At 46.1% G+C, this 22,238-nt stretch carries 27 protein-coding genes; 23 read left to right on the top strand and 4 right to left on the bottom strand.

What is annotated here, in order from left to right; translation table 11 throughout:
• Nucleotides 1-19 precede the first annotated feature (19 nt).
• From ctaD to ctaG, 4 genes are read left to right on the top strand one after another with little or no spacing between them, the layout of a single operon-like run.
• Nucleotides 20-1,888 (top strand): cytochrome c oxidase subunit I, encoded by a 1,869-nt coding sequence (gene ctaD, locus ACINLD_RS03495; protein WP_077736883.1) that lies wholly within the window; start codon nt 20-22, stop codon nt 1,886-1,888.
• Entirely contained in the window at nt 1,888-2,511 is a 624-nt protein-coding gene (gene ctaE, locus ACINLD_RS03500; protein ID WP_026586840.1) for a cytochrome c oxidase subunit III, read from the top strand. Before ctaD ends, ctaE begins: the two co-directional genes overlap by 1 nt.
• A 1-nt stretch (nt 2,512) precedes the next feature.
• Nucleotides 2,513-2,842 (top strand): cytochrome c oxidase subunit IVB, encoded by a 330-nt coding sequence (gene ctaF / locus ACINLD_RS03505; RefSeq protein WP_026586841.1) that lies wholly within the window; start codon nt 2,513-2,515, stop codon nt 2,840-2,842.
• 22 nt (nt 2,843-2,864) lie between these two features.
• Nucleotides 2,865-3,758, top strand: coding sequence for a cytochrome c oxidase assembly factor CtaG (ctaG, locus tag ACINLD_RS03510; protein WP_410206912.1), 894 nt, complete (start codon nt 2,865-2,867; stop codon nt 3,756-3,758).
• A 53-nt stretch (nt 3,759-3,811) separates the two neighbouring features.
• Here the strand turns inward: ctaG and ACINLD_RS03515 are convergent, their stop codons facing one another.
• Nucleotides 3,812-4,171 carry a YugN family protein gene (locus ACINLD_RS03515; protein ID WP_026586843.1) on the bottom strand — a complete coding sequence of 120 codons (360 nt, stop codon included), beginning with the start codon at nt 4,169-4,171 and terminating at the stop codon, nt 3,812-3,814.
• Nucleotides 4,172-4,343: 172 nt separating this feature from the next.
• On the opposite strand from ACINLD_RS03515, the gene ACINLD_RS03520 reads away from it, so the two are divergent.
• The 9 genes from ACINLD_RS03520 to coaD all read left to right on the top strand — a co-directional run bounded on the left by ACINLD_RS03520 (nt 4,344) and on the right by coaD (nt 9,341).
• Nucleotides 4,344-4,790 carry a CBS domain-containing protein gene (locus ACINLD_RS03520; protein WP_026586844.1) on the top strand — a complete coding sequence of 149 codons (447 nt, stop codon included), beginning with the start codon at nt 4,344-4,346 and terminating at the stop codon, nt 4,788-4,790.
• Between the two features lie 147 nt (nt 4,791-4,937).
• Nucleotides 4,938-5,981, top strand: a complete 1,044-nt coding sequence (locus tag ACINLD_RS03525; RefSeq protein ID WP_026586845.1) for a CAP domain-containing protein — start codon at nt 4,938-4,940, stop codon at nt 5,979-5,981.
• A 290-nt stretch (nt 5,982-6,271) separates the two neighbouring features.
• On the top strand, nt 6,272-6,670 hold the full coding sequence (locus ACINLD_RS03530; RefSeq protein ID WP_026586846.1) for a YlbD family protein: 399 nt from the start codon (nt 6,272-6,274) through the stop codon (nt 6,668-6,670).
• A gap of 14 nt (nt 6,671-6,684) precedes the next feature.
• The gene (locus ACINLD_RS03535; protein WP_026586847.1) at nt 6,685-6,924 is read left to right on the top strand and encodes a YlbE-like family protein; all 240 of its coding nucleotides are present in this window, start codon (nt 6,685-6,687) and stop codon (nt 6,922-6,924) included.
• A gap of 296 nt (nt 6,925-7,220) precedes the next feature.
• On the top strand, nt 7,221-7,670 hold the full coding sequence (locus ACINLD_RS03540; protein WP_026586848.1) for a YlbF family regulator: 450 nt from the start codon (nt 7,221-7,223) through the stop codon (nt 7,668-7,670).
• A gap of 68 nt (nt 7,671-7,738) precedes the next feature.
• A complete protein-coding gene (locus ACINLD_RS03545) occupies nt 7,739-8,011 on the top strand; it encodes a YlbG family protein (protein ID WP_026586849.1) in 273 nt (90 codons plus the stop codon).
• Nucleotides 8,012-8,120: 109 nt separating this feature from the next.
• Nucleotides 8,121-8,255, top strand: coding sequence for a hypothetical protein (locus ACINLD_RS03550; RefSeq protein WP_256860424.1), 135 nt, complete (start codon nt 8,121-8,123; stop codon nt 8,253-8,255).
• Between the two features lie 41 nt (nt 8,256-8,296).
• The gene (gene rsmD / locus ACINLD_RS03555; protein ID WP_026586850.1) at nt 8,297-8,863 is read left to right on the top strand and encodes a 16S rRNA (guanine(966)-N(2))-methyltransferase RsmD; all 567 of its coding nucleotides are present in this window, start codon (nt 8,297-8,299) and stop codon (nt 8,861-8,863) included.
• A complete protein-coding gene (gene coaD, locus ACINLD_RS03560) occupies nt 8,856-9,341 on the top strand; it encodes a pantetheine-phosphate adenylyltransferase (protein WP_026586851.1) in 486 nt (161 codons plus the stop codon). The genes rsmD and coaD overlap by 8 nt, the downstream gene beginning before the upstream one ends.
• An 18-nt stretch (nt 9,342-9,359) precedes the next feature.
• Here the strand turns inward: coaD and ylbJ are convergent, their stop codons facing one another.
• A complete protein-coding gene (gene ylbJ, locus ACINLD_RS03565) occupies nt 9,360-10,580 on the bottom strand; it encodes a sporulation integral membrane protein YlbJ (protein WP_026586852.1) in 1,221 nt (406 codons plus the stop codon).
• Between the two features lie 238 nt (nt 10,581-10,818).
• Between ylbJ and ACINLD_RS03570 the strand changes: the two genes are divergently transcribed.
• On the top strand, nt 10,819-11,841 hold the full coding sequence (locus tag ACINLD_RS03570) for a SepM family pheromone-processing serine protease (RefSeq protein WP_409444707.1): 1,023 nt from the start codon (nt 10,819-10,821) through the stop codon (nt 11,839-11,841).
• 12 nt (nt 11,842-11,853) lie between these two features.
• Here the strand turns inward: ACINLD_RS03570 and ACINLD_RS03575 are convergent, their stop codons facing one another.
• On the bottom strand, nt 11,854-13,101 hold the full coding sequence (locus ACINLD_RS03575) for a nucleotidyltransferase (protein WP_026586854.1): 1,248 nt from the start codon (nt 13,099-13,101) through the stop codon (nt 11,854-11,856).
• A 216-nt stretch (nt 13,102-13,317) separates the two neighbouring features.
• Here ACINLD_RS03575 and ACINLD_RS03580 point away from each other — a divergent pair, with 216 nt between their 5' ends.
• The 3 genes from ACINLD_RS03580 (at nt 13,318) to gerR (ending at nt 14,789) form a co-directional block, all read left to right on the top strand.
• Entirely contained in the window at nt 13,318-13,833 is a 516-nt protein-coding gene (locus ACINLD_RS03580) for a YceD family protein (RefSeq protein ID WP_026586855.1), read from the top strand.
• Between the two features lie 23 nt (nt 13,834-13,856).
• Nucleotides 13,857-14,030, top strand: a complete 174-nt coding sequence (gene rpmF / locus ACINLD_RS03585) for a 50S ribosomal protein L32 (protein ID WP_003181522.1) — start codon at nt 13,857-13,859, stop codon at nt 14,028-14,030.
• A 153-nt stretch (nt 14,031-14,183) separates the two neighbouring features.
• Nucleotides 14,184-14,789 (top strand): sporulation-specific transcriptional regulator GerR, encoded by a 606-nt coding sequence (gene gerR, locus ACINLD_RS03590; RefSeq protein ID WP_026586856.1) that lies wholly within the window; start codon nt 14,184-14,186, stop codon nt 14,787-14,789.
• A 38-nt stretch (nt 14,790-14,827) separates the two neighbouring features.
• Here gerR and ACINLD_RS03595 read toward each other — a convergent pair whose 3' ends face one another.
• Nucleotides 14,828-15,307: an N-acetyltransferase gene (locus ACINLD_RS03595; RefSeq protein WP_026586857.1), complete on the bottom strand. Its 480-nt coding sequence runs from the start codon at nt 15,305-15,307 to the stop codon at nt 14,828-14,830.
• A gap of 184 nt (nt 15,308-15,491) precedes the next feature.
• Between ACINLD_RS03595 and ACINLD_RS03600 the strand changes: the two genes are divergently transcribed.
• From ACINLD_RS03600 to ACINLD_RS03625, 6 genes are all read left to right on the top strand, one after another.
• Nucleotides 15,492-16,373: a 2-dehydropantoate 2-reductase gene (locus ACINLD_RS03600; protein WP_277692739.1), complete on the top strand. Its 882-nt coding sequence runs from the start codon at nt 15,492-15,494 to the stop codon at nt 16,371-16,373.
• A gap of 84 nt (nt 16,374-16,457) precedes the next feature.
• Nucleotides 16,458-18,074: a bacillithiol biosynthesis cysteine-adding enzyme BshC gene (gene bshC, locus ACINLD_RS03605; protein ID WP_409444706.1), complete on the top strand. Its 1,617-nt coding sequence runs from the start codon at nt 16,458-16,460 to the stop codon at nt 18,072-18,074.
• A 125-nt stretch (nt 18,075-18,199) separates the two neighbouring features.
• Entirely contained in the window at nt 18,200-18,631 is a 432-nt protein-coding gene (gene mraZ / locus ACINLD_RS03610) for a division/cell wall cluster transcriptional repressor MraZ (protein WP_026586860.1), read from the top strand.
• Between the two features lie 63 nt (nt 18,632-18,694).
• The gene (gene rsmH, locus ACINLD_RS03615; protein ID WP_026586861.1) at nt 18,695-19,633 is read left to right on the top strand and encodes a 16S rRNA (cytosine(1402)-N(4))-methyltransferase RsmH; all 939 of its coding nucleotides are present in this window, start codon (nt 18,695-18,697) and stop codon (nt 19,631-19,633) included.
• Nucleotides 19,634-19,664: 31 nt separating this feature from the next.
• Nucleotides 19,665-20,018: a cell division protein FtsL gene (gene ftsL / locus ACINLD_RS03620; protein WP_026586862.1), complete on the top strand. Its 354-nt coding sequence runs from the start codon at nt 19,665-19,667 to the stop codon at nt 20,016-20,018.
• A gap of 8 nt (nt 20,019-20,026) precedes the next feature.
• On the top strand, nt 20,027-22,171 hold the full coding sequence (locus ACINLD_RS03625) for a penicillin-binding protein (protein ID WP_026586863.1): 2,145 nt from the start codon (nt 20,027-20,029) through the stop codon (nt 22,169-22,171).
• The last annotated feature ends 67 nt before the right edge of the window (nt 22,172-22,238 follow it).

Genomic DNA, 22,238 nt, shown 5'->3' on the forward strand with positions numbered 1-22,238 from the left:
GAATGAGGGAGGTTACATTGTGAGTACGCTTAAACAAAAGCAAGGTTTTGGGGCTGTATTATGGGATTACTTAACAACTGTCGATCATAAAAAGATTGCCATACTTTATTTAGTTGCCGGCGGGTTTTTCTTTATCCTCGGAGGCATTGAAGCGATGCTGATCCGGATTCAGCTGATGTTCCCGCAGAACGATATCGTAAGCGCCGGCGTCTATAATGAGATTATGACAATGCACGGCACAACGATGATTTTCCTGGCGGCCATGCCGCTTCTGTTTGCCTTGATGAACGCCGTTGTTCCGCTGCAGATCGGAGCGCGTGATGTCGCATTTCCATTCTTGAATTCACTTGGGTTCTGGCTGTTCTTTTTCGGCGGCATTTTCCTGAACTTAAGCTGGTTTCTGGGAGGGGCGCCCGATGCCGGCTGGACGTCTTATGCTTCGCTTTCTCTTAATTCGGAAGGGCACGGGATCGACTTCTTTGTGCTCGGTCTGCAAATATCGGGGATCGGTACACTGATTGCGGGGATCAACTTTTTGGCGACGATCATTAACATGAGGGCGCCGGGAATGACCTATATGAGACTGCCGCTTTTCACATGGACGACGTTTGTGGCTTCCGCACTCATTCTGTTCGCTTTTCCTCCTTTAACGGTCGGAATTGCGCTATTGATGTTTGACAGATTGTTCGGCACAAGCTTTTTTAATCCTGAATTAGGCGGTAATACGATCATTTGGGAACATCTGTTTTGGATTTTCGGTCATCCTGAAGTTTATATTCTCATTTTGCCGTCGTTCGGAATCTTTTCAGAGATCATACCGGTTTTCTCCAGAAAAAGGCTGTTTGGCTATTCATCTATGGTTTTTGCGACCGTGCTGATCGGCTTTTTAGGCTTCATGGTATGGGCTCACCACATGTTTACGACAGGCCTCGGACCTGTGGCAAACGCGATATTTGCAGTGGCAACGATGGCCATCGCCGTTCCGACGGGGATCAAAGTCTTCAACTGGCTTTTGACGGCCTGGGGCGGAAGCATTAAGTTCACGACACCGATGCTTTATGCGGTATCGTTTATTCCGTCTTTTGTCATGGGCGGGGTGACAGGGGTTATGCTGGCCGCTGCACCTGCCGACTATCAATTCCATGATACGTACTTTGTCGTTGCCCATTTCCATTACGTCATCATTGGCGGTGTCGTTTTGGCCCTGTTGGCAGGCGCCCATTACTGGTGGCCGAAAATGTTCGGCAAAATGCTCAGCGAATCTTTAGGGAAAATTACTTTTGTGCTCTTTTTCATCGGCTTCCACCTGACATTCTTCATCCAGCATTGGCTTGGATTGTGGGGGATGCCGAGACGCGTATTCACGTACTTGCCGAATCAGGGCCTTGACGCGGCGAACCTGGTCAGCTCAATTGGGGCATTGTTTATGGCGGCCGCTGTCATTATACTGGTGTTCAATATCATAGTGACGGCAGCCAAAGGGAAGAAAGTCGGAAGCGACCCTTGGGGAGACGGAAGAACGCTCGAATGGGCCGTTTCATCTCCGCCTCCGGAATACAACTTTAAGCAGCTGCCGCTTGTCAGGGGTCTTGATGCTTTATGGATTGAGAAAAGAGCCGGCAAGCAAACGATGACGGCTGCCGAGCCTCTTCAGGATGTTCATATGCCGAACGGCTCGATTCTTCCTCTCATTATGTCCTTTGGGCTGTTTGTTTCGGCGTTTGGCTTTATGTATCGGACGGAGTTTGCCTGGGGGCTGCCTGTCATCCTGATCGGGCTGGGAATCACATTCCTGTCGATGCTCCTGAGATCTGTGATTGATGATCACGGATACCATATTCATAAAGAAGATCTGATGGATGACGATGACAAAGGGGTGAAGGCATAATGCATACAGAAGAGAAATTAACGGCTGAAACCTTCCCGGCTTCTCCTGAAAAAGCAACTTTAGAAGGAAAAAATAAGTTTATCGGATTTTGGCTATTTCTCGGAGGAGAGACCGTACTGTTCGCGTCTCTCTTCGCGACTTATCTCGCGCTAAAAGGGTCAAATGCAGGCGGGCCGAAAACGAGCGACATGTTCGACATCAGCCTTGTGTTTGCGGCGACGATGCTCCTGCTCACAAGCAGTTTGACGAGCGTTTATGCGATGCATCACATGAAGAACTTCGCTTTTAAAAAGATGCAGATCTGGCTGGGAATTACCGTTTTGCTCGGCGCCGGCTTCCTTGCACTGGAGATTTACGAATTCAACCATTACGTGCACGAATATGACTTTACCATTACAAGCTCCGCTCTCGGATCGGCTTTTTACACGCTCGTCGGTACACACGGAGCACACGTTACCTTCGGGCTTCTCTGGATCATCACATTGATGATCCGCAACATGGGACGCGGCTTGAGCCTGTACAACGCCCCGAAATTTTTTGTTGCGAGTCTTTACTGGCACTTTATCGACGTTGTCTGGGTGTTTATCTTTACCGTTGTATACTTGATGGGGATGGTGGGATAGAATGGTGAATAATGAAAACAGAGGAAACCCCAAAACAGATCTTGCTTACCGCAGAAAGAAAAACGCGGAGGACATGAAATACCAGCTCATTTCTTTTGGTTTGATGATCGGTCTGACCATTGTCGCTTTTTTGACGGTGGCTTCAGATGCCGGCATATGGTTTACGGTTCCGTTCATTTTGCTGCTGGCGATCATTCAGGTTGCGTTTCAGCTCTATTATTTTATGCATATGAGTCAGCGGGGGCATGAAGCGCCTTCTTTATTCCTCTATTCAGGAGTTTTGGTCGCGTTTGTTACCGTTTTGGCCTTTATGACGCTGATCTGGTTGTAATTCAGAAAGGAGGATGCTCACGATGGGCAGCCTTGAGATCTTCGGTTTTCGTGCGCTTTGGAGCCCCTATTTCCTAGGGGCTGTCCTTGTCGTCACGGCTCTTTATTTTTTTCTGGTCACTCGTTTAGGATCTGAAAACGAACGGGCTTCAAGAAAAGAAATCAGTTTGTTTCTGTCCGCCATGGTTCTTGTCTATATGTCAAAAGGCAGTCCGCTTGATTTGCTTGGACATATCATGTTCAGCGCACATATGGCACAGATGGCGATTTTATACTTGGTGGTGCCGCCGCTCATCATCCTTGGGGTGCCGGCATGGTTATGGAAGAAATTCATTTTTCGGCCGGTTGTTAAACCGCTCTTTCGGTTTTTGACAAAGCCTTTGATTGCCATTATCGTGTTTAACGGCTTATTTTCGATGTATCATGTTCCGTTTGTGTTTGATTTTATTAAGACAGATGCTGTTTACCATGCGGCGGTAACGGTTTTGCTTTTTATTGCCGGGTTTTTCATGTGGTGGCCGCTGATTCATCGGATCGAGGGGCTTCCGCAAATGAACGGACTTTTGAAAATGGGTTACATTATGGCTGACGGAATATTGCTCACACCTGCCTGTGCTTTGATTATGTTCAGCGGTACGCCTCTGTATGCGACATACTCTGATCCATCCGCTTGGGTGGAAGCGATGAAATTGTGTGTACCTCTTGATATGCTGAGCGGCATGTCTCTCACAGGTCCGGAAATGTTCAGCAGCATGCCGGTTTTGGAAGATCAGCAGCTCGGAGCAATCGTGATGAAAATTATCCAGGAAATTGTGTATGGAACATTTTTGGCGATCGTCTTCTTCAGCTGGGCTAAAAAGGAAAGGGCAAAGGATGAAGAAGAATTGGAAGATTACTCTCCATCAACGGTCCATTGAGATGAAAAAGGGTACAGCCCCTAACCGGCTGTACCCTTTTTATGTAAGGCTTGTTACACTTCGAGCGCGGAAACTTTTTCCTTGACGGCTTTTAAAACAGAGCGGCTTGTTTGAAGCAGCTGCTTTGGAAAATGCTCATTTTCTCCGTATTCAACCCCATGCGGATAATAATATTTTCCTAAAAGCGGCGTCATCAGCTTAATCACTGCGCGTTTTGCGCCGACATCGCCTTCAATCGCATATCCGAAAACCCGCAGATAATATCTTCCTTCCACCATGTCAAATTTGCGGTCATAGGTCACCCGTTCATAATCCCATTGGCCGGCCCTGACAAACCCCTCATTTTCCATGATATCGTCCAGTCGATTAAGATCAGCAGTCAGCCCTTCAATACCGGATTCTTCAAATTTCATCCCTTAAAGCCCCCTTTTTAAAAAATTACCTTTACTGACAATCATAGTATGAAAGCGTTAAACTTTCAATCCTGGCAGGAGCGATATATAAATATTTTTGTGAAAAGTATGAATCGCGCATGGCTTGACGACAATATGAACAAAGTCTAAAGACAAGAGGGAGGTCTTTTTGTTGACGCGTGTGAAAGACATCATGACAAAGGACATTTTATATTGTACCGTTCTCGACAATGTATATGAGGCAGCCGTGAAAATGAAAGACGGAAATGTCGGAGCGATTCCGGTCGTGCTTGACGAACATCTTGAACTCGTCGGGATCGTAACAGACAGGGATTTGGTATTGCGCGGAATAGCCGCAAAAAAACCGAATTCACAAAAGGTGACAAATGTGATGACAACAGAGCTTATCACATTAAGTGAAGATGATACAATTGAAAAAGCAGTCGACCTCATGGGAGATTATCAGATCAGAAGGATTCCGGTCACAAACGGAAAAACGCTGGCGGGCATCATCACCCTCGGAGATGTCTCAACTTATGAAAAATCGAATCGTCAGGCAGGGGACGCGCTGACGTTTATTTCGGAAAATGAAGAGAGGTCCGGAGATTTTCTTCATTAAAAACATATTTGATTCCACATGGTAATAGTCTGTAATATCATTGAAAATTCGCGTCAGTTCTGTTTAAATGACACTAAAGACCATTTGGACGGAACCGACCCGGATCCTTTTTATGGATAGACAGACCGATTAGCCGGAGGTGAAAATTTGAAAAATGTATTGAGAGTTTTTGTGATTCTTCTAATCGTCGCAGCTTCATACGCCCTTTTCATTCAATACGGATCAAATCCCGAGAAGATCGTCAAAGAAGACAAGCCACAGGTTTCCAGCAATGATGCGAAAAAGGAGAAATCGTTAAACATTCCTTCGTCTGGTTTGCTGTCATTTATCGGAAAATCATCCGAAACGATTGAAAAGAAATTGGGAAAGCCCGACAGAGTGGACCCTTCAGCATATGATTATGATTGGTGGGTCTATAATCAAGGGAAAAAGCAGTATGTGCAAATCGGCATTCAGAATCATAAGGCTGTGACGCTTTTTGCGACAGGCGACGGAATCAATGTATCGCCATTTAAAATTGGTCAGCCGTCAAGAGACGTCTTTAAAACGACCCAGATTGCACCTTATGTCAATGTCAAATACGACGGCAATTCATACCGGTTTGAGTTTTCCGAAGAGGATATGAACACGAGGCCGACCGTGAAAGCGGGCAACCGTTATGTTCAGCTTTATATGGACAAATTTGACGGCACTTTGTCGAGCGTCAGGGCATTTGACGCAGCGACATTGATTAAACAAAGGCCGTATGAGGTCGTATACAGAGGAGCGCTGATTGAGCCGAAAACCCTCACTGAAGCGGATTGGAAGAAAATTGAGAGGGCGAACGAAAGACAGATTTTCGACTTGACCAATGTGATCCGACAAAGGCGCGGCCTCTCCCGGCTGGACTGGGATGAAGCCGTTTCAAAGGTTGCATACGGCCACAGCAGCGATATGAAGGAACATCAATATTTTTCCCATGTGTCAGAAACGGATGGAACATTAAAAGACCGCCTGGAAAAAGGAAAGGTGAACTTTGAACAGGCGGGGGAAAACATCGCGCTCAACTATGTCGACGGGCCTGCTGCCGTAGAAGGCTGGATGAACAGCGAAGGACACAGAAAAGCTCTGCTGAACGCGGACTATACCCATCTCGGTGTCGGGGTGGATGAGAAATATTATACGCAAAACTTTATTAAACAATGGCAATAACCTTGACAAGCCCGGGAGTATCCCGGGCTTGTCTTATTTGCAATGGAGCGCAACGGCCCTGATTAACAGTTAGGCATGTTTACCGAGGGTGATGGAGTTAAAAATGAAATCAAGACGGTTCCGATTGCTGTATCTGAATGCAGGAAAATGGGAGAAGGCATCCACCGTTCAACATCGCCGCTCTCCAGGGAAGAGATTTATGTTTGAATGACAGAAAAAATTTAGGCGAACAAAATCTGCGCGGAACGGATACATTATAGTAGGCACTTGTTTTCGGAGGGGGTGTAGACTTGGCAAATCAAAACGCGCAATCTTCTATTGAAGAGTTTAAACGGTTTATCAAACGGCATCCTAAGCTGATTTCCGAAGTTCGAAAAGAGCAAAAGAGCTGGCAGGAAGTGTATGAAAACTGGGTTTTGCTAGGGGAAGATGACGACATATGGGAGCCGTACAGAGAACATGAAACATCAACAGAAACACCATCGGGAGACGGCGGCAAAAACGATTTTATTTCGAAAATGGTCAAGGCTGTAAAGAAGATGGACGCTAACCAAATGAATGAGCAGATCAATAAAATGAGCCAGTCTATTTCTTCGCTGCAAAGCTTGCTCAACCAGTTTTCGGCCGGAAGTGGAAAACAGGAAAACCATGGTGGCGGCGAGCATCCGTTTTCTTTCCGAAAAGATTAGCAAAGGAGATTCGTATGCGCAAAGAAGTACAGGAGTTTGTATTCGCCGATGAGGAGCGCCGCCGGTTTATCCGCGAGCAGCCGATCTGGTACCGCAGGCTTTCGCGGAGACCGAATGATCTGTCTTCCTTTCAGCTGGATATGATGAATTTTTATGAAAAAACGATTCCCCACCGTGTCAACCAGTTTTCAAACGGGATTCAGATGGCTAACATGATGATGCAGATGTTTCAAGCGATGCGCACTCAGGATTAACCGAGCCTGAGTCTTTTTTTGTGATTATAAAAACGTCACGATTCGTAAAAGATAGGGCTGAGGGAGTTGATTCAGATGAAGAAATGCTGGCTGATTTTTTGTTTGTGCATACTGCTGGCGGGCTGCACAACCTATAAACCGAAGCCAAAGGGGAGCTCAGAGTCGGAGCAGATCACTGGACTCGAGCAAGATGAACCCCTCTAAAGCCTTCGGTTGATTTAAAAAAGTATGGCATTGACATATACATTTTGAAAACGGCTGTTTTGTGATACACTAATAGCTGGAGGTGCATGTCAATGTATGCCACGATGGAATCGCTCAGGATTCAAAATGAAGCAGATGTGTTGGCCGGCATGATTCTTCAATCAGAGGCGGCTGAACATTACAGAAAGTGCTACAAGCGTCTCCGGGAAGATGAAGAGGCTGGGCGCATCATCGCTTTGTTTAACAAAATAAAAGAACAATATGAGGATGTACAGCGTTTTGGAAAGTATCATCCTGATTATAAAGAGATTTCAAAAAAAATGAGGGATATTAAACGGAAGCTGGACCTGCATGATACGGTGGCCGAATTTAAAAGAGCCGAAACCGAGCTCCAAAGCATTTTAGATGAGGTCAGCGTGGAGATCGGCCAGGCGGTGTCAAAACATATTAAAGTGCCGACTGGGAACCCTTATTTTGATAATCTTTCATCTTGCGGCGGCGGCTGCGGATCAGGCGGCAGCTGCGGCTGTAAAGTTTCCTGACTAGACCTTGTTAGTCTCGTCTTTTTCATAGAACATAAGGTAATAGAAGCGACAGGCAGGTGATCATTTTGGATATCAGGCGTCAAGGATTGATCGTTTGGCTTCATTCGCTGAAGCAGGCGAAAATGCTCAGGAAATTCGGAAATGTTCATTACGTTTCAAAACGGCTGAAATATGTGGTGGTGTATTGCAATATGGAAGAGGCCGAGAGCATCATGGCCAAGATTCGCTCTTATTCTTTTGTCAAACAGGTGGACCTATCCTATAAGCCGTTTTTGAAAATGGAATTTGAATCCAAGCTGGACAAAGCAAAGGAATATGACTATAAAGCAGGAATCTAACACGGTTCATTTTAAAAAAATCCCCGCAGAAAAAACCCTGCGGGGTCCTTCTATTCCTTAAAGATTTAAGGAGAAGGCAAAGGGAGAGGAGAAACCGGAGGAAGAACTTATGGGGAAACGTAAGTCTTCTCCGCGGTTGGCAACAACATCAATCGATGCTGTTGCTATTATTATCACCATGAGGTCCGGCCGCTATACATATGAATTTGCACTTTGGGTGTTTGTGCCAAAAAACACTTTGTGATAAGATAGTGATGATTTTTTTCAAGAAAAAGTGGTGGAAGTATGAGAGTGATTTCTGGAACGTATAAGGGACGTGTTTTGAAAGCGGTGCCTGGAACGTCAACAAGGCCGACGACTGACAAGGTTAAAGAGTCCATATTTAATATGGTCGGCCCGTATTTTGACGGAGGAAGCGGCCTTGATCTATACGCTGGAAGCGGAGGGTTGGGCATTGAAACGCTGTCCAGGGGTTTTGACCGCTTCATTTTTGTAGACCGGGATTTTAAAGCTGTGCAAACCGTAAAAGGAAACTTGAGAACACTCAGTTTAGAAAAGCGTGCAGAGGTTTACAGAAACGATGCTGAAAGAGCCTTGCATGCATTGGTGAAAAGGGGCATCACCTTTGATGCGGTGTTTTTGGATCCGCCGTATCGGGAACAGAAACTGGAAGCGCTTTTATCGGTGATTGATGAAGCGGATTTGCTGACCGATACAGGGTTTATTGTCACTGAGCATGCGAAGGAAGTCGCACTTCCGGAAGCCGTAGGAAAACTACTGATGACGAGGCAGGAAATATACGGTTTAACAGGTGTAACGATATACAGAAAGAGAGGGAATGGGGATGGCTAACATTGCCGTATGTCCCGGAAGTTTCGACCCGGTGACGTTTGGACATTTGGATATTATCAGGCGCGGGGCGAAAGTGTTTGATCAAGTGTATGTATGCGTTCTGAATAACTCTGCGAAAAAGCCGCTGTTTACGGTGGAAGAGCGCTGTGAGCTGCTGCGTGAAGTCACGCGGGATATCCAGAATGTTCGTGTTGAATCTTTTCAGGGGCTTTTGATTGACTATGCCAAAAGCAAGCAGGCCAATGTCATCCTGCGCGGCTTGCGGGCTGTCTCTGATTTTGAATATGAGATGCAGGGAACCTCGATGAATAAAGTGCTTGACGAGGACATTGAGACATTTTTTATGATGACGAACAATCAATACTCGTTCTTAAGTTCAAGCATTGTCAAAGAGGTGGCAAAATACAAAGGATCTGTTGCAGAGCTCGTTCCGGAAGCGGTCGAATCTGCGCTTGAACAAAAGTTTGCCAAAAAATGAGCGGCCTTATCCGGCTGCTCATTTTTTAGCAGGTGCACACGTTTTTGCGTAAAGAATGACATACAGCAGAAGGGTGCCGATCGTCAGAAGCGGTCCGGCCTCTGCCATGGTGCTTAACATCTGGGCCAAAAAAGATTCCGTTTTCCCGTCCGGAATCAGGGAAAAGACGGGCTCTGCCGGCGTATGGAAGGAAGTATAAAGCGGCTTCCACAAGATCAGCACAAATACAGCTGCATAAATGCCCTGGAGGAAGCGGGCGATAAAAAACGGTTTGAAGCGAATATCCGTTTCTGCGAGAATCCCGGCCACTTGAGCTTGTACGCAAAAACCGCTGAATCCGAGAATGAAGCTGACGATCACGGCTTTTTCAAGCAATGATGCATCCGTCGCGCTGACCAGTTTGCTGCCAAGCGTTATCTCAAACACTCCCGATAATAGAGGTTTGTCAAAAGCAGCCGGGAACTGAAGCGCAGTCAAAATCATTCTTGTGCCTTTGGAAAGAATGTCCGTTATATGAATGACGGAGAGAATGTTATTAAAGACAGAAAAAAGAATGATAAAACCGCCTACCATCAGCAAGGTTTGCACGGAGGAAATGACAGCATCACTCAGCAGCTTGCCGAGCGGCCGTTTTTCTTTAAGCCGGGCTTGGTGAAGCGCTTTGAATGCTTCTTTAATTGAAGGCAGGGGGAGCTTCTTTTTTCTTGCGGTGCGGTTTTCTTCTTTTCTTCCATAGGAGCGCATCGTCAGTCCGACCGCGAAGTTGCCTAAATAGTGCGCTGCTGCAAGAACGACTCCGAGTGACGGATTATGAAAAAAGCCAACCGCGACTGCTCCAAAAATAAACAGCGGGTTAGATGAATTGGTGAATGAAGCAAGCCGCTCTGCTTCAACCCTGGAAATCTGCCGCTCTTGTCTAAGCCGTGACGTCAGCTTTGCACCGGCCGGATTGCCTGAAGCCATACCCATGGCAAGCACGAATCCCCCGACACCGGGCACGCGGAACACGGGCCGCATGAAAGGCTCCAGAAGCAGCCCGACAAAGCTGACGATTCCAAACCCGATTAAGAGCTCTGATAAAATAAAAAAAGGCAAAAGGGAAGGGAATACGACCTCCCACCACATGGCAAGTCCGCTTTTTGAAGCGTCGAATGATTCCTGCGGGTGGGTAATGACGGCAGCAGTAAACAAAAGCAGCAAAACGGCAATGATGAACGTCTTTACCTTTGACATGTCCATTTCTAACCCCCCTTGCGTTACGGCTGTGAATACACATTGGAAACTGGATCATGATAAAATAAACTGGAGCTTGCCCAAAACTTCTTTATCATTATACGAAGCTTGGTCCTGATTTTAGACCACCATTATGAGAATCAAAACAGGCGGACTCCTAAAAGCCGCAGCGCAGAAAGTATTTGAGTCAGCCGTGAATGTTAAAAAGGCCGGCCGTTAAAAAAAGATGGAGGGTTACATATTGATGCAAAAAAGAAGATTGATCCGTATCGCGTTATTGATCATAATCATTGGGGCGGCCCTTTCGTTTATCAAGCTGCCATATTACATCACTGAGCCGGGCGAGGCGACAGAATTGAAGCCTTTAATTAAAGTCGACGGCGGCTATTCGGAAAAAGGAAGCTTTTCTTTAATGACAGTTAAAGTCGGTCCTGCCAATCCGATTACATACATGTGGGCCAAGATCCGCCCTTACCATGAAGTGCTTCCCGAAGAAAACTTCAAACAACAAGGGGAATCTGATGAGGAGTATATGAAAAGGCAGCTGCAAATGATGAGAGACTCCCAAGAGAATGCGATGATCGCAGCATACAAGCGGGCGGGTAAAGATGTCAGCTATACATTCAACGGCGTCTATGCCATGTATGTCGTCTCAGGCATGCCTGCAGAAGGAAAAATTGAGGTCGGAGACAAAATCAAAGCGGTGGACGGTCAAACATTTCGCTCTGCGGAAAGCCTTGTCCGCTATATCGAATCGAAAAAAGCCGGGGATCAGGTGAAGGTCGCTATTGAAAGGGATCAAAAAGAAAAGACGTATGACTTGAAGCTTAAAACCTTTAAAGAGGATCCGAAGCGGGCCGGACTTGGCGTATCTCTTATCACAGACCGCGATGTCAAAGTCAAGCCCGAGGTCAAACTTGATATTGAAAATATCGGCGGACCTTCGGCCGGGCTGATGATGTCAATGGAAATCTATAATCAGCTGACAAAAAAGGATGAGACAAAAGGGCATCATATCGCGGGAACAGGAACGATTGATGACGAAGGCAAAGTCGGTCCGATCGGGGGGATCAGCCAGAAAGTCGTCGCCGCGGACAAAGCGGGAGCTGACATCTTTTTCGCACCCAATGAAGGCGGGAAAAAAGGATCGAATTATGAAGAAGCGGTCAAAACGGCGAAAGACATCAACACCGACATGAAAATCGTCCCGGTCGACACGATGGATGATGCGATCGAATATTTGGAAATAAAAGTGAAAAACACCTGATCAAGGTGTTTTTCATTTGCGCAAAAATATACGGCTGTCTTCGTCAAATCTAATCGGTGAAAGCGAATATTCCTGCTCTGTCAGCTTCGTTTGTTCAGGCTCCTTCAGCGGTGCGCTGTACACCCGCCCTGCTCTGATGTCCAATTGAAGGGACGGATGTGTGAAAGATCCGATCTTGGTGATCAGCGGGACACACAAGCTTTTTTTCTGAGACGCAAGGTATGCCTGGCCTTTTTTGGTCATGCCGAGCAGCCTGATATAAGCGGGCCGGTTTTCGGCAAGGATGCTGTGAACAGCAGATTTTTTCACTTTCATTAAAATATGTGTGTTCATGCGCTGCAGCCTTGTCCATGTATAGCGTTTCGTCTTTAAAAGCTCCATATATTCCATAAAAGAGCCCGCTTTGCGAATGGCTTTTTTCACCCGGTGTTCAAGACCTTCTTCAACCTCATACACCCCGGCCAATTCTTCTGTATCCATCGTATACAGACTGTATTTCAAAAAAGGGAAATAATCTTCAGGCGAATGCCAGAGCCCGAAAGTCCGCAGATATTCATTCAGCTCATCTTTTGATGCTTCAGGCAGATAGAAGCTGCTTTCGGCAAGGCTCCCGTTTTCAAGCATTGATTTGCGGATGCTTGTCGCGCTGGCGATTTGGCTTTTTTCAGGAAGAATGGAATCGTGATAGCCGGAGGAGCGCCGTTTGACAGTCTCAGGCTTCATTTGAAAATGCTTCTCTAAGATCGTTTTGACATAGTGGAACCCGAGAATGTTGTTCGGTTTGGAAAGGTCAAGTGTCGGCCTGTTTTCCGCCACAGTTTGAAAAGCCTTTGCCATTGCTGCCGGGTAGCTTAGTCCAACCGCAATATGCTTTTTTACCTCCCCGTCAAGCGCATCTCCATGCTCGGCGGTGAATCGCACGGTTTGGATGAACGCGTCAATATCGCCGTGTTCACTTCCGAAAAACAATGAGCGGCACCCTAATTCATTCAAGATGGAGACAGCTCCTGCCGCAAACGTTTCCGCCTTTTGGACGGCGAATGCGTACGGCAATTCAACGACAATGTCAGCATGGGACATGAGCGCCATTTTTGTCCTGGCCCATTTGGAAACGATGGCGGGTTCGCCGCGCTGCAAAAAAGAGCCGCTCATGACGGCGACCGCCACATCGCTTCCCGTTTGTGCCTTTGCCTCTTTTATATGAAATAAGTGTCCGTTATGAAATGGATTGTATTCAACAACAAGACCGACCGCTTTCATCTTTTCACCTCTCTTGCATCTCTAGAAATAGATGTGATACATTTACACATATGTGTTTAGGACGCCTGTTTTGGCAGCGTTTTTTTAAGTGTATGAATTGTTGCGGGCGATGTCAACGAACGAAAGACGCGGGCGTGTGATCTGTAAAGAAAAAATATTGACAAAAAACATGATGAAAGCTATAATCATGTTTGTTGCTCTCTTAGAGGTGATACAATGAAATGGACGATACATCAGCTGAATCAAATGCCGAAGAAAGACTTTGAATTTGATGAAACAGTTGATTTAAGCGAACTCTCTCAAAACTCGGATATACGCCGGATTTCGCCGGTTCGGGTGAAAGGAAAAGCGGAAATCCGCTCAAAGCAGGCTGCATTTGATTTCACGATTTCGGGCGAGATGATCTTGCCTTGTTCCAGAACGCTTGTTGATGTTCGTTATCCATTCAGTATTTCAACAAAAGAACTGTTTATATTTCATAAGACCGATGAGATGGAAGATGAAGACGTTCATATTGTGGAAGACGATCTCATCGACTTGACGCCGGTCGTGAAAGAGGAAATCCTTCTTGAGATCCCTATGCAAATCTTTTGTGAAACTGTACAAAATGAAGAAGGTGCTCCCCAAGAAGGCAAGGATTGGCAGGTCATTACAGAAGATGACCGGAAAAATCGGATCGATCCGAGACTTGCCGGACTTGAGAAGCTCTTAAAACAAGAAGATGAATCTTAACGCTCTTTAAGGAGGTGGGAATAATGGCTGTACCTTTTAGAAGAACTTCTAAAACGAAAAAAAGACTTCGTCGTACACATTTTAAATTGCAAGTGCCTGGTATGGTAGAATGCCCAAACTGCGGTGAGATGAAACTTTCACACCGCGTCTGCAAAGCATGTGGATCATACAAAGGAAAAGACGTAAAAAGCAACTAATTCGTCAAGATGAAAACACAAGACTTCAGGTCTTGTGTTTTTTTATATGCAAATCGCCCCCATCCTTTTATTTCCTGAAAAGAAAATAGTCTATCTACTCTATCAGCCGCATATGTATGAGGTAAATTCATAAAGTCATGGAGGGGGATATCTTTGACAATCACAAGACAGGATGCATGGACAAAAGATGAAGATATATTGCTGGCTGAGGTTGTATTGAGGCATATTCGGGAAGGGGGCACACAGCTTTCGGCGTTTGAAGAAGTCGGCAAAGCGCTGAGCCGGACAGCGGCCGCCTGCGGCTTCCGCTGGAATTCCTTTGTCAGGAAGCAATATCAATCAGGAATTGAACTGGCAAAAAAACAGCGCAAAGAGCTCCGCAAGAAAATCGGCATCCATTCCGCCAATCTGCCGAACTCCGTCAAAACCATATCTGGAGACAAAACGGAAAACATGACAATTGAGGATGTCATCAGCTTTTTAGAAAAACTGAAGGAAGCCCCGGCTCAGAAAGAATTCGCCGAAGAGAAAAAACGGCTCGTTGAAGAAGTCAATGAATTAAAGCAGGAGGTTGAAAAGCTCAGGAGCGAAAACGAATCGCTGAAGAAACAGCTGGAATTGACTGAGGATGATTATAAAGCGTTGATTGAAATCATGGAGCGGGCCAGAAAAATGGTCGTCCTTCAGGAAGATGAGAGAAATAAAAAGGTGAAGTTTCAAATGGAACCGAACGGAAATCTTGAACGGATGGAGGAATAGAGAACCGGCCACTATGCTTTTCGGCCGGTTTTTTTGTTTTAAGCTGATTCTGAGCTTTGATTTGCTTCGCTGTTTGGATGCCAAACGAGCGGGTTTTCCCCTTTGTCGCGGGCCATATCGTATTTTACCGGTTTAAAGCCCATTTTGCTCCAGAAATCAGATGATTTTACACGCGGACTTGTGCGAATCGGCAGTCCGTATGATTTGGCGAATTCTACCAGCATCGTCCCGTATCCGTTTCGCTGGTATCCGGGCAGAACTTCAAGCTTCCAAAGCTCCAGGTAGTCTTCACCTTCCTCAAAGTATTGGTTGGAATTTCCATCTACTTGATACAGGCTCATTCTCGCCACGAGCCGATCCCCGTAATAGATGCCGTAAAACGGTGAATTGCTGTCGTTTTCAATCATGTTGCTTTCAAGGTCTTCCAGCATGGACAGCTCTTGAAGGCCGTATTCCCTGAACTTTTTAAATTCCTCAAGCGTTTTATAGTTGATCAGCAAACGTTCCACTTTGACCATCATGTTACCCCCTTGTTAGTGATCTACTTATATTGTAAACGCTTTTTTACAAAAATCCAAATGATACAAATTTTCTAATATCACGACAGGAAATGGTTATCTGAAAATTTGAAACAACTTACGGGTCAATTGTTTAAAATTCTGCTATGATATACAGTATATGAAAAAAGCCGGGGTGTGAGAATTGAGAATCGGAGTTGTTGGTGGAGGTTCAATCGGCCTTCTTTTTGCATACTACTTTTCCTTCCGCCATCAGGTGACGGTGATCACAAGACGGAGGGAACAGGCTGAAGCTATTCAGGAAAAGGGAATCCGCCTAGTGGAAGACGGAAACGAACAGACCGCCGAAGTCATGGGCAAGGCGGAGCTCGGTTCGGGCTATGACCTTCTTTTCGTGGCTGTAAAAGAGCATCAGCTGGCTGCTGTTTTGCCTGAGTTGGAAAAAGCGGCCCCGCTTGATATCGTGTTTCTGCAAAATGGAATGGCCCACATTCCAGTGCTAGAAAATTGGCGTACGACCCACCGGATTTATGTCGGTGCTGTTGAACACGGAGCCGTCAGGGTGGATGACCGTTCATTTCGGCACACGGGGAAAGGAGCTGTGAAATGGAGCGCATTCCGTTCCTTTTCGGCCGACCGGCTGAAAAAAGAGCTGGCGTCCGTTCATGAAGCTTTTCCTTTCACTTGGTGTGATGACTGGCATCAAATGCTTGCCGGAAAATTGATTGTCAACGCCTGCATCAATCCGCTGACAGCTCTTTTGCGGGTGAAAAACGGCAGGTTGATAGAGGCGCCGATGTACTTGTCATTTATGAAACTTGTGTTTGAGGAGGCAAGCCGGATTTTGGCGATTGACGACCCGGAGACGGCTTGGGAAAATGTTCTTTCAGTCTGCCGGAAGACAGGAATGAACACCTCTTCGATGCTCGCGGATGTCCTTAACAGAAGGCGGACGGAAGCGGATGCCATTATGGGCTATTTGCTGAAACGGGCGAAAGAAACCGGACGCGACGCCCCTCACCTCACCTTTTTATATGACAGCATAAAGGCTGCGGAAGAGGGATGAAGCTAAATCTTTTGACCGAAGCGCTGAACATGCTATACTCGTTTCGGAAAGCTAACTATTTATTGGAGAAAGGAAGTTCGAAAGATGCAGCTTACTGAACTTTCCATACAAAGTCAAAATCCTTTTGTACGAGACTATATAAATGGAAACAACGTGATCGGGCCGTTTTTTGATTACGGCTTAACGAAAGAGGATTGGAAAGTCCGTCTGAATGACCTTTCATCCCGGACTTATAACCGCGCCGCTCTGGTCGATTATCTGCTCGATTACCATCGCAAATTTCAATCGGAAAACATGAACAAAGCGATTGAGCGCCTTCGTGATCCCGAAAGCGTCGTCATTGTCGGCGGACAGCAGGCCGGTCTTTTGACAGGACCGCTTTATACCATACATAAAATCATTTCGATCCTTGTTTTAGCAAAGCAAAAAGAACAAGAACTGAACGTTCCGGTCATCCCGGTGTTTTGGGTCGCGGGAGAAGACCATGATTTGGAAGAGATCAATCATTTATTTATATCGGACAGCGGACATGTTAAAAAATATAAGCTGGCCCAGCCCCACTGGAAAAAAAGCCAGGCTGCCAACACCCCGCTTGACACAGACAAAACCGAAACATGGCTGAACGGGATTTTCGCATCTTTTGAAGAGACGGAATACACGAATGGGCTTCTCACTCATTTAAGGCGATGTTTACGGCAATCATCCTCCTTTACTGAGTTTTTTGAATACATTGTCGCCGATATGTTTGAAAAAGAAGGCTTGGTTATGCTGAATTCCGGAGATCCGGGAATCAGAGCCCTTGAAGCCGGGTTTTTTCAGCAGTTGGTCAAAAACAATGATCAGCTCGCTGAGTCAGTCAAACGGCAGCAGGCGCTCATGACGGAAATGGGCTATTCGCCGATCATTGAAGGAGCGGCACAGCACGCCAATCTTTTTTACGAACATGAGGAAGAGCGGTTTTTGATCGAAAAAAAGGACGATGTATTTTTCATAAAAGAACTTGACCTTGAATGGACGCCGTCCGAGCTTTTCGATTTGATCGACAAAACGCCGGAAGCCTTTAGCAATAATGTCGTGACAAGGCCGCTGATGCAGGAATTCCTTCTGCCGACATTGGCCTTTATAGCAGGTCCCGGGGAAATCAATTATTGGGGAGAATTGAAGGGCGCTTTTCAGGTGATGGGTTTTAAAATGCCTCCTGTTGTACCGAGGCTGCAAATCACCTTTCTTGAGCGCCATATTGAAAAAAAGCTGTCTGAACGGGGTATAGAACTCCGGGAATCCCTTGAACAGGGAGCTCTTGCAAGGAAAGACCAGTTTTTTCAAAGCAGAGTGCCAAGCGAATTTACCGCGTCTGTCAAAAGCGCGAAAGACAAAATTGCAGGCATCCATTCTTCAGTGGTGCAAGAAGCGCTGGAAATCGACAGGAGCCTTGAGCCGCTGTTAAAGAAGAATGCCGCCTTTATTCAAGATCAGCTGGGATTCTTGGAGAAAGCGGTGCTGAGAAAGATAGAAGAAAGGGAAAACAACATTCTGCGCGATTTTGACAAAATTCAAACGAGTCTGAGGCCATCAGGCGCTCCGCAGGAGAGAATTTGGAATATCATGTATTATTTGAATAAATACGGTCCGGATTTCTTGGAAAAATACAAAAAACTGCCATATTCATTTCAAAATATGCATCAAGTTGTCAAACTTTGAAATAATTTTTTAAAAAACCCTGAGTAGTTCAGGGTTTTTTTTTGTTCTAAAACAGTGTAAAATGAATATGTGGAGAGAAGTGGTGGATAGTGGTGAGTTGAGGATGGAAAGTGGGGGCCGAGATCATGTTTATGGGTGAATACCAGCATACGATTGATTCAAAAGGCCGCATGATCGTCCCGGCAAAGTTCAGGGAAGGCCTCGGCGAACAGTTCGTTCTGACGCGAGGGCTTGATCAGTGCCTGTTTGGCTACCCGATGTCCGAATGGAAGCTCATCGAGGAAAAACTGAAAGCTCTTCCTCTCACAAAGAAAGACGCACGCGCTTTCACCCGCTTTTTTTTCTCCGGAGCCACAGAATGCGAATTGGACAAGCAGGGCCGGATCAACATCGCATCGCCGCTGTTAAGCTATGCGAAGCTCGAGAAGGAATGTGTGGTCATCGGAGTTTCAAATCGAATTGAATTGTGGAGCAAAGAGATTTGGGAACAATATGTAGAAGAGCAGGAAGATTCATTTGCCGAAATTGCTGAAAACATGATCGGCTTTGATATATAATGAATCTTTGCGGCGTCGCTCTCTAAATTCGTTCATTTGAAAAAGGTGGGACTAAATAAGAACATGTTTCAGCATAAAACAGTACTATTAAAAGAAACAGTCGACGGTTTAAATGTAAAAGAAGACGGTACATATGTAGACTGCACATTAGGCGGTGCGGGTCACAGCGAATATTTGCTTTCCCAGCTGTCAAAGGACGGCAGATTGATCGCTTTTGACCAGGATGAAACCGCGCTCCGCCATGCCGAGGAAAAGCTGGCGGGATACGAAGGACAAGTCGTTTTCATCAAAAGTAATTTTCGGTATTTAAAAGACCGTCTAAACGAAATCGGCATTGCGAAGGTGGACGGTGTTTTATTTGATTTAGGCGTCTCATCTCCTCAGCTGGATACGCCGGAAAGGGGATTCAGCTACCACCATGACGCTCCTCTTGATATGAGGATGGACCAATCGGCCCGGCTCACGGCGAAGGAAGTCGTCAATGAGTGGCGTTATGAGGATCTCGTGAAAATTTTCTTTAAATACGGAGAAGAAAAATTCAGCAAGCAAATAGCCAGAAAGATTGAAGAGGCAAGAGAAAAATCGCCTATTGAAACAACAGGCCAGCTTGTCGATATCATCAAAGAAGCGATTCCCGCACCGGCGAGAAGAAGCGGCGGGCATCCGGCAAAACGGATTTTCCAGGCGATTCGGATCGCGGTGAATGATGAATTGAAAGTATTTGAAGAAGCGCTTTTGCAGGCGATCGAGGTGCTGAAGCCAGGCGGAAGGGTATCGGTCATTACATTTCACTCGCTGGAAGACCGGATTTGCAAGACGACATTTAAAGAAATGGCTTCGCTTCCTGAACTGCCGCACGGCTTGCCCGTGATCCCCAAGGAGTTTGAACCGAAACTGAAACTGGTCAACAAGAAGCCGATCACAGCTTCAAAAGAAGAGCTTGAACATAATAACCGTGCCCGCTCAGCGAAGCTGCGCGTCGCGGAAAAAGCACGAGAATGAGCTGTACGAATGAAAAGGAGGTCATCAGTCTATGAGCAATCTGGCTTATAAGGTGGACAAACAGCAAAGACAGACACAAAGTGCAGAACAAACCGTTATCATCCGAAGAAGAGCATCCATTACATTGGGGGAGAAAGTGCTGATCGTCCTTTTTGCCCTGGCGGTGCTCAGCGCATCAATCTTTATGATTTCCAAAGCTTTTGCGGCATATCAGACCAATATTGAAATTCAAAAGCTCGAAAAAAAGGTTGAAGCGGAAAAAAACAAAGTCGATGACCTCGAAAAAACGGCTGACGAGCTGAAAGAACCTGACCGTATCATGAAAATTGCCCGTGAAAGAGGCCTTAACTTAGGCGACAAAAAAGTAAAAAGCATACAGGAATGATGCAAATGATGCCGAAAAAGAATAAATTTATGAACAGAGGAGCGGCAATACTCAGTATTTGTTTTGCCCTCTTTTTCTTTGTCATTTTAGGAAGATTCGCATTTATTCAAGCGACGGGAAAAGTAAACGGGGAAGTGCTTGCCGTAAAGGCGAACGAGCAATATGAAAAAAAACGGACGATTGAAGCCCACAGAGGGTCGATTTTGGATCAAAACGGAAAAGTGCTTGCGGAAGACACCGCGACTTACAAGCTGGTTGCGATTTTGAACAAAAAGATGAAGCCCGATTATGTCCAAGATAAGCAAATGACGGCGGAAAAACTTGCGCCGATTATCGGCATGGATGAGGGAAAAATACTCGATCTTCTCAACAAAGATGCAGAAGGAGCGTTTCAAGTCGAATTCGGATCAGCAGGACGGGATTTGACATACACCCAGAAGGAAAAAATCGAAAAGCTCGATCTTCCGGGGATCGCCTTTGAGCGCGATACGAAGAGATACTATCCGAACGGAATTTTCGCTTCCAACCTGATCGGCTTTTCCCAAGTCAATGCAAAAACGGGTGTCATGTCAGGTGTGATGGGTCTTGAAAAAACGCTCGATCAATACCTGAAGGAAACGGATGGATACATGTCATACGATACCGACAGAACGGGCTGGCGCCTGCCGAACAGCGATGAAAAGATCAAAGCGCCGGATAACGGAGACGATGTGTATCTGACGATCGACCAAAAAATTCAGGCTTTCCTGGAAGACAGCATGACAACGGTGCAAAAAGAGTATAAACCGAAAAAAATCATGGCGGCGGTCGTTGATCCAAAAACAGGAAAAGTGCTGGCGATGGGGCAAAGACCGAGCTTTGATCCGAATAAGCGCAATGTGAGCAATTATTATAACGACCTCGTCTCCTACCCGTTCGAGCCGGGATCGACGATGAAGATCTTCACCTTGGCGGCGGCGATCGAAGAAGGGGTTTACAATGGAAAGGATCGATATAAATCGGGAAGCTATTCCGTCTCCAAAAAAGACAAACCGATTAAAGACCATAACAACGGAAACGGCTGGGGAACAATTCCATTTGACGAAGGTGTCGTGCGTTCTTCCAACGTCGCCTTTGCCATCCTTGCCAATGAGAAGCTCGGCACAGACCGTTTTAACCAATATTTAAGGAAATTCCATTTTTACGAAAAAACAGGCATTGATCTGCCAAACGAAGCTTCAAGTAAAATCAACTTTAAATATGAGCGTGATAAAGTGTCGACGGCTTACGGACAGGCGTCTGCGGTAACACCGATCCAGCAGCTCCAGGCCGCAACAGCCATCGCTAACAACGGGAAGATGATGAAGCCGTATGTGATCGATCATGTCGTTGATCCGGATCAAAAGAAAACGGTTCTGCAAAATAAACCTGAACAAGTCGGCCAGCCGATATCGGCGGATACGGCAAAAGAAGTGCGCAAGCTGTTGCGACAAGTTGTCACATCTGAAAAAGGAACGGGGCAGCCGTATAAGATCGAAGGGTTTGACGTCGCCGGAAAAACGGGAACGGCGCAAATTGCCGGAGAGGACGGCAGATATTTGACCGGCCGGGAAAACTACGTGTTCTCCTTCATGGGCATGGCGCCGAAAGACGACCCTGAGCTTCTCGTCTATGTCGCCGTTCAGCAGCCCAAGCTAAAAGCGACCGAGACAGGCTCTGAGCCGGTGTCGAAAATCTTTAAACCGGTCATGAAAAATAGCCTTCTCTATTTAAATATCTCACCGAAAGAAAGCAAAACGGAAGACGAAAAAACAGAAGAAAAACAGGTCAAGATGCCTGCCTTGACGCAAAAGCGCAAGGAATCTGCGGTCAAAGAAGCCGAAGAAAAAGGCCTTGCTCCCATCACGATCGGTGAGGGGGTCGCTGTTAGAGAACAGTATCCGAAAGCCGGTGAAGAGATTCTTCCGAATGAACGGGTCTTTCTGAAAACAGACGGCAAAATCAAAATGCCGGATATGACGGGCTGGTCGAAACGAGATGCCCTCCGCTTCGGTTCCATGGCCGGCATTCATATCGAAACTAGCGGGCAGGGCTATGTGACAAGCCAGAGCGTAAAGGAAGGCAAGGAACTGAAAACGAATACGGTCGTTAAAGTCGGCTTGAAAAATTCATAGTGTCAAAAGGAAGGCTATCGGCAGCTGCCGGTAGCCTTCTGTCCTAGCAGTGAGAAAATACACAAAC

Source organism: Bacillus sp. z60-11 (assembly GCF_046464135.1).
GTDB classification, from domain to species: Bacteria; Bacillota; Bacilli; order Bacillales; family Bacillaceae; genus Bacillus; species Bacillus sonorensis_A.

Coding starts and splice junctions, on each gene's coding strand:
- ACINLD_RS03575 (WP_026586854.1), bottom strand. CDS start 13,101: ATGAAAGCGGTCGGTCTTGTTGTTGAATACAATCCATTTCATAACGGA.
- ACINLD_RS03570 (WP_409444707.1), top strand. CDS start 10,819: ATGCAAAAAAGAAGATTGATCCGTATCGCGTTATTGATCATAATCATT.
- ctaE (WP_026586840.1), top strand. CDS start 1,888: ATGCATACAGAAGAGAAATTAACGGCTGAAACCTTCCCGGCTTCTCCT.
- ftsL (WP_026586862.1), top strand. CDS start 19,665: ATGAGCAATCTGGCTTATAAGGTGGACAAACAGCAAAGACAGACACAA.
- ctaF (WP_026586841.1), top strand. CDS start 2,513: ATGGTGAATAATGAAAACAGAGGAAACCCCAAAACAGATCTTGCTTAC.
- coaD (WP_026586851.1), top strand. CDS start 8,856: ATGGCTAACATTGCCGTATGTCCCGGAAGTTTCGACCCGGTGACGTTT.
- rsmH (WP_026586861.1), top strand. CDS start 18,695: ATGTTTCAGCATAAAACAGTACTATTAAAAGAAACAGTCGACGGTTTA.
- ACINLD_RS03515 (WP_026586843.1), bottom strand. CDS start 4,171: ATGAAATTTGAAGAATCCGGTATTGAAGGGCTGACTGCTGATCTTAAT.
- ACINLD_RS03535 (WP_026586847.1), top strand. CDS start 6,685: ATGCGCAAAGAAGTACAGGAGTTTGTATTCGCCGATGAGGAGCGCCGC.
- bshC (WP_409444706.1), top strand. CDS start 16,458: ATGCAGCTTACTGAACTTTCCATACAAAGTCAAAATCCTTTTGTACGA.
- ylbJ (WP_026586852.1), bottom strand. CDS start 10,580: ATGGACATGTCAAAGGTAAAGACGTTCATCATTGCCGTTTTGCTGCTT.
- ACINLD_RS03580 (WP_026586855.1), top strand. CDS start 13,318: ATGAAATGGACGATACATCAGCTGAATCAAATGCCGAAGAAAGACTTT.
- ACINLD_RS03550 (WP_256860424.1), top strand. CDS start 8,121: ATGGGGAAACGTAAGTCTTCTCCGCGGTTGGCAACAACATCAATCGAT.
- mraZ (WP_026586860.1), top strand. CDS start 18,200: ATGTTTATGGGTGAATACCAGCATACGATTGATTCAAAAGGCCGCATG.
- ACINLD_RS03595 (WP_026586857.1), bottom strand. CDS start 15,307: ATGGTCAAAGTGGAACGTTTGCTGATCAACTATAAAACGCTTGAGGAA.
- ACINLD_RS03625 (WP_026586863.1), top strand. CDS start 20,027: ATGCCGAAAAAGAATAAATTTATGAACAGAGGAGCGGCAATACTCAGT.
- rpmF (WP_003181522.1), top strand. CDS start 13,857: ATGGCTGTACCTTTTAGAAGAACTTCTAAAACGAAAAAAAGACTTCGT.
- rsmD (WP_026586850.1), top strand. CDS start 8,297: ATGAGAGTGATTTCTGGAACGTATAAGGGACGTGTTTTGAAAGCGGTG.
- ctaG (WP_410206912.1), top strand. CDS start 2,865: ATGGGCAGCCTTGAGATCTTCGGTTTTCGTGCGCTTTGGAGCCCCTAT.
- ACINLD_RS03540 (WP_026586848.1), top strand. CDS start 7,221: ATGTATGCCACGATGGAATCGCTCAGGATTCAAAATGAAGCAGATGTG.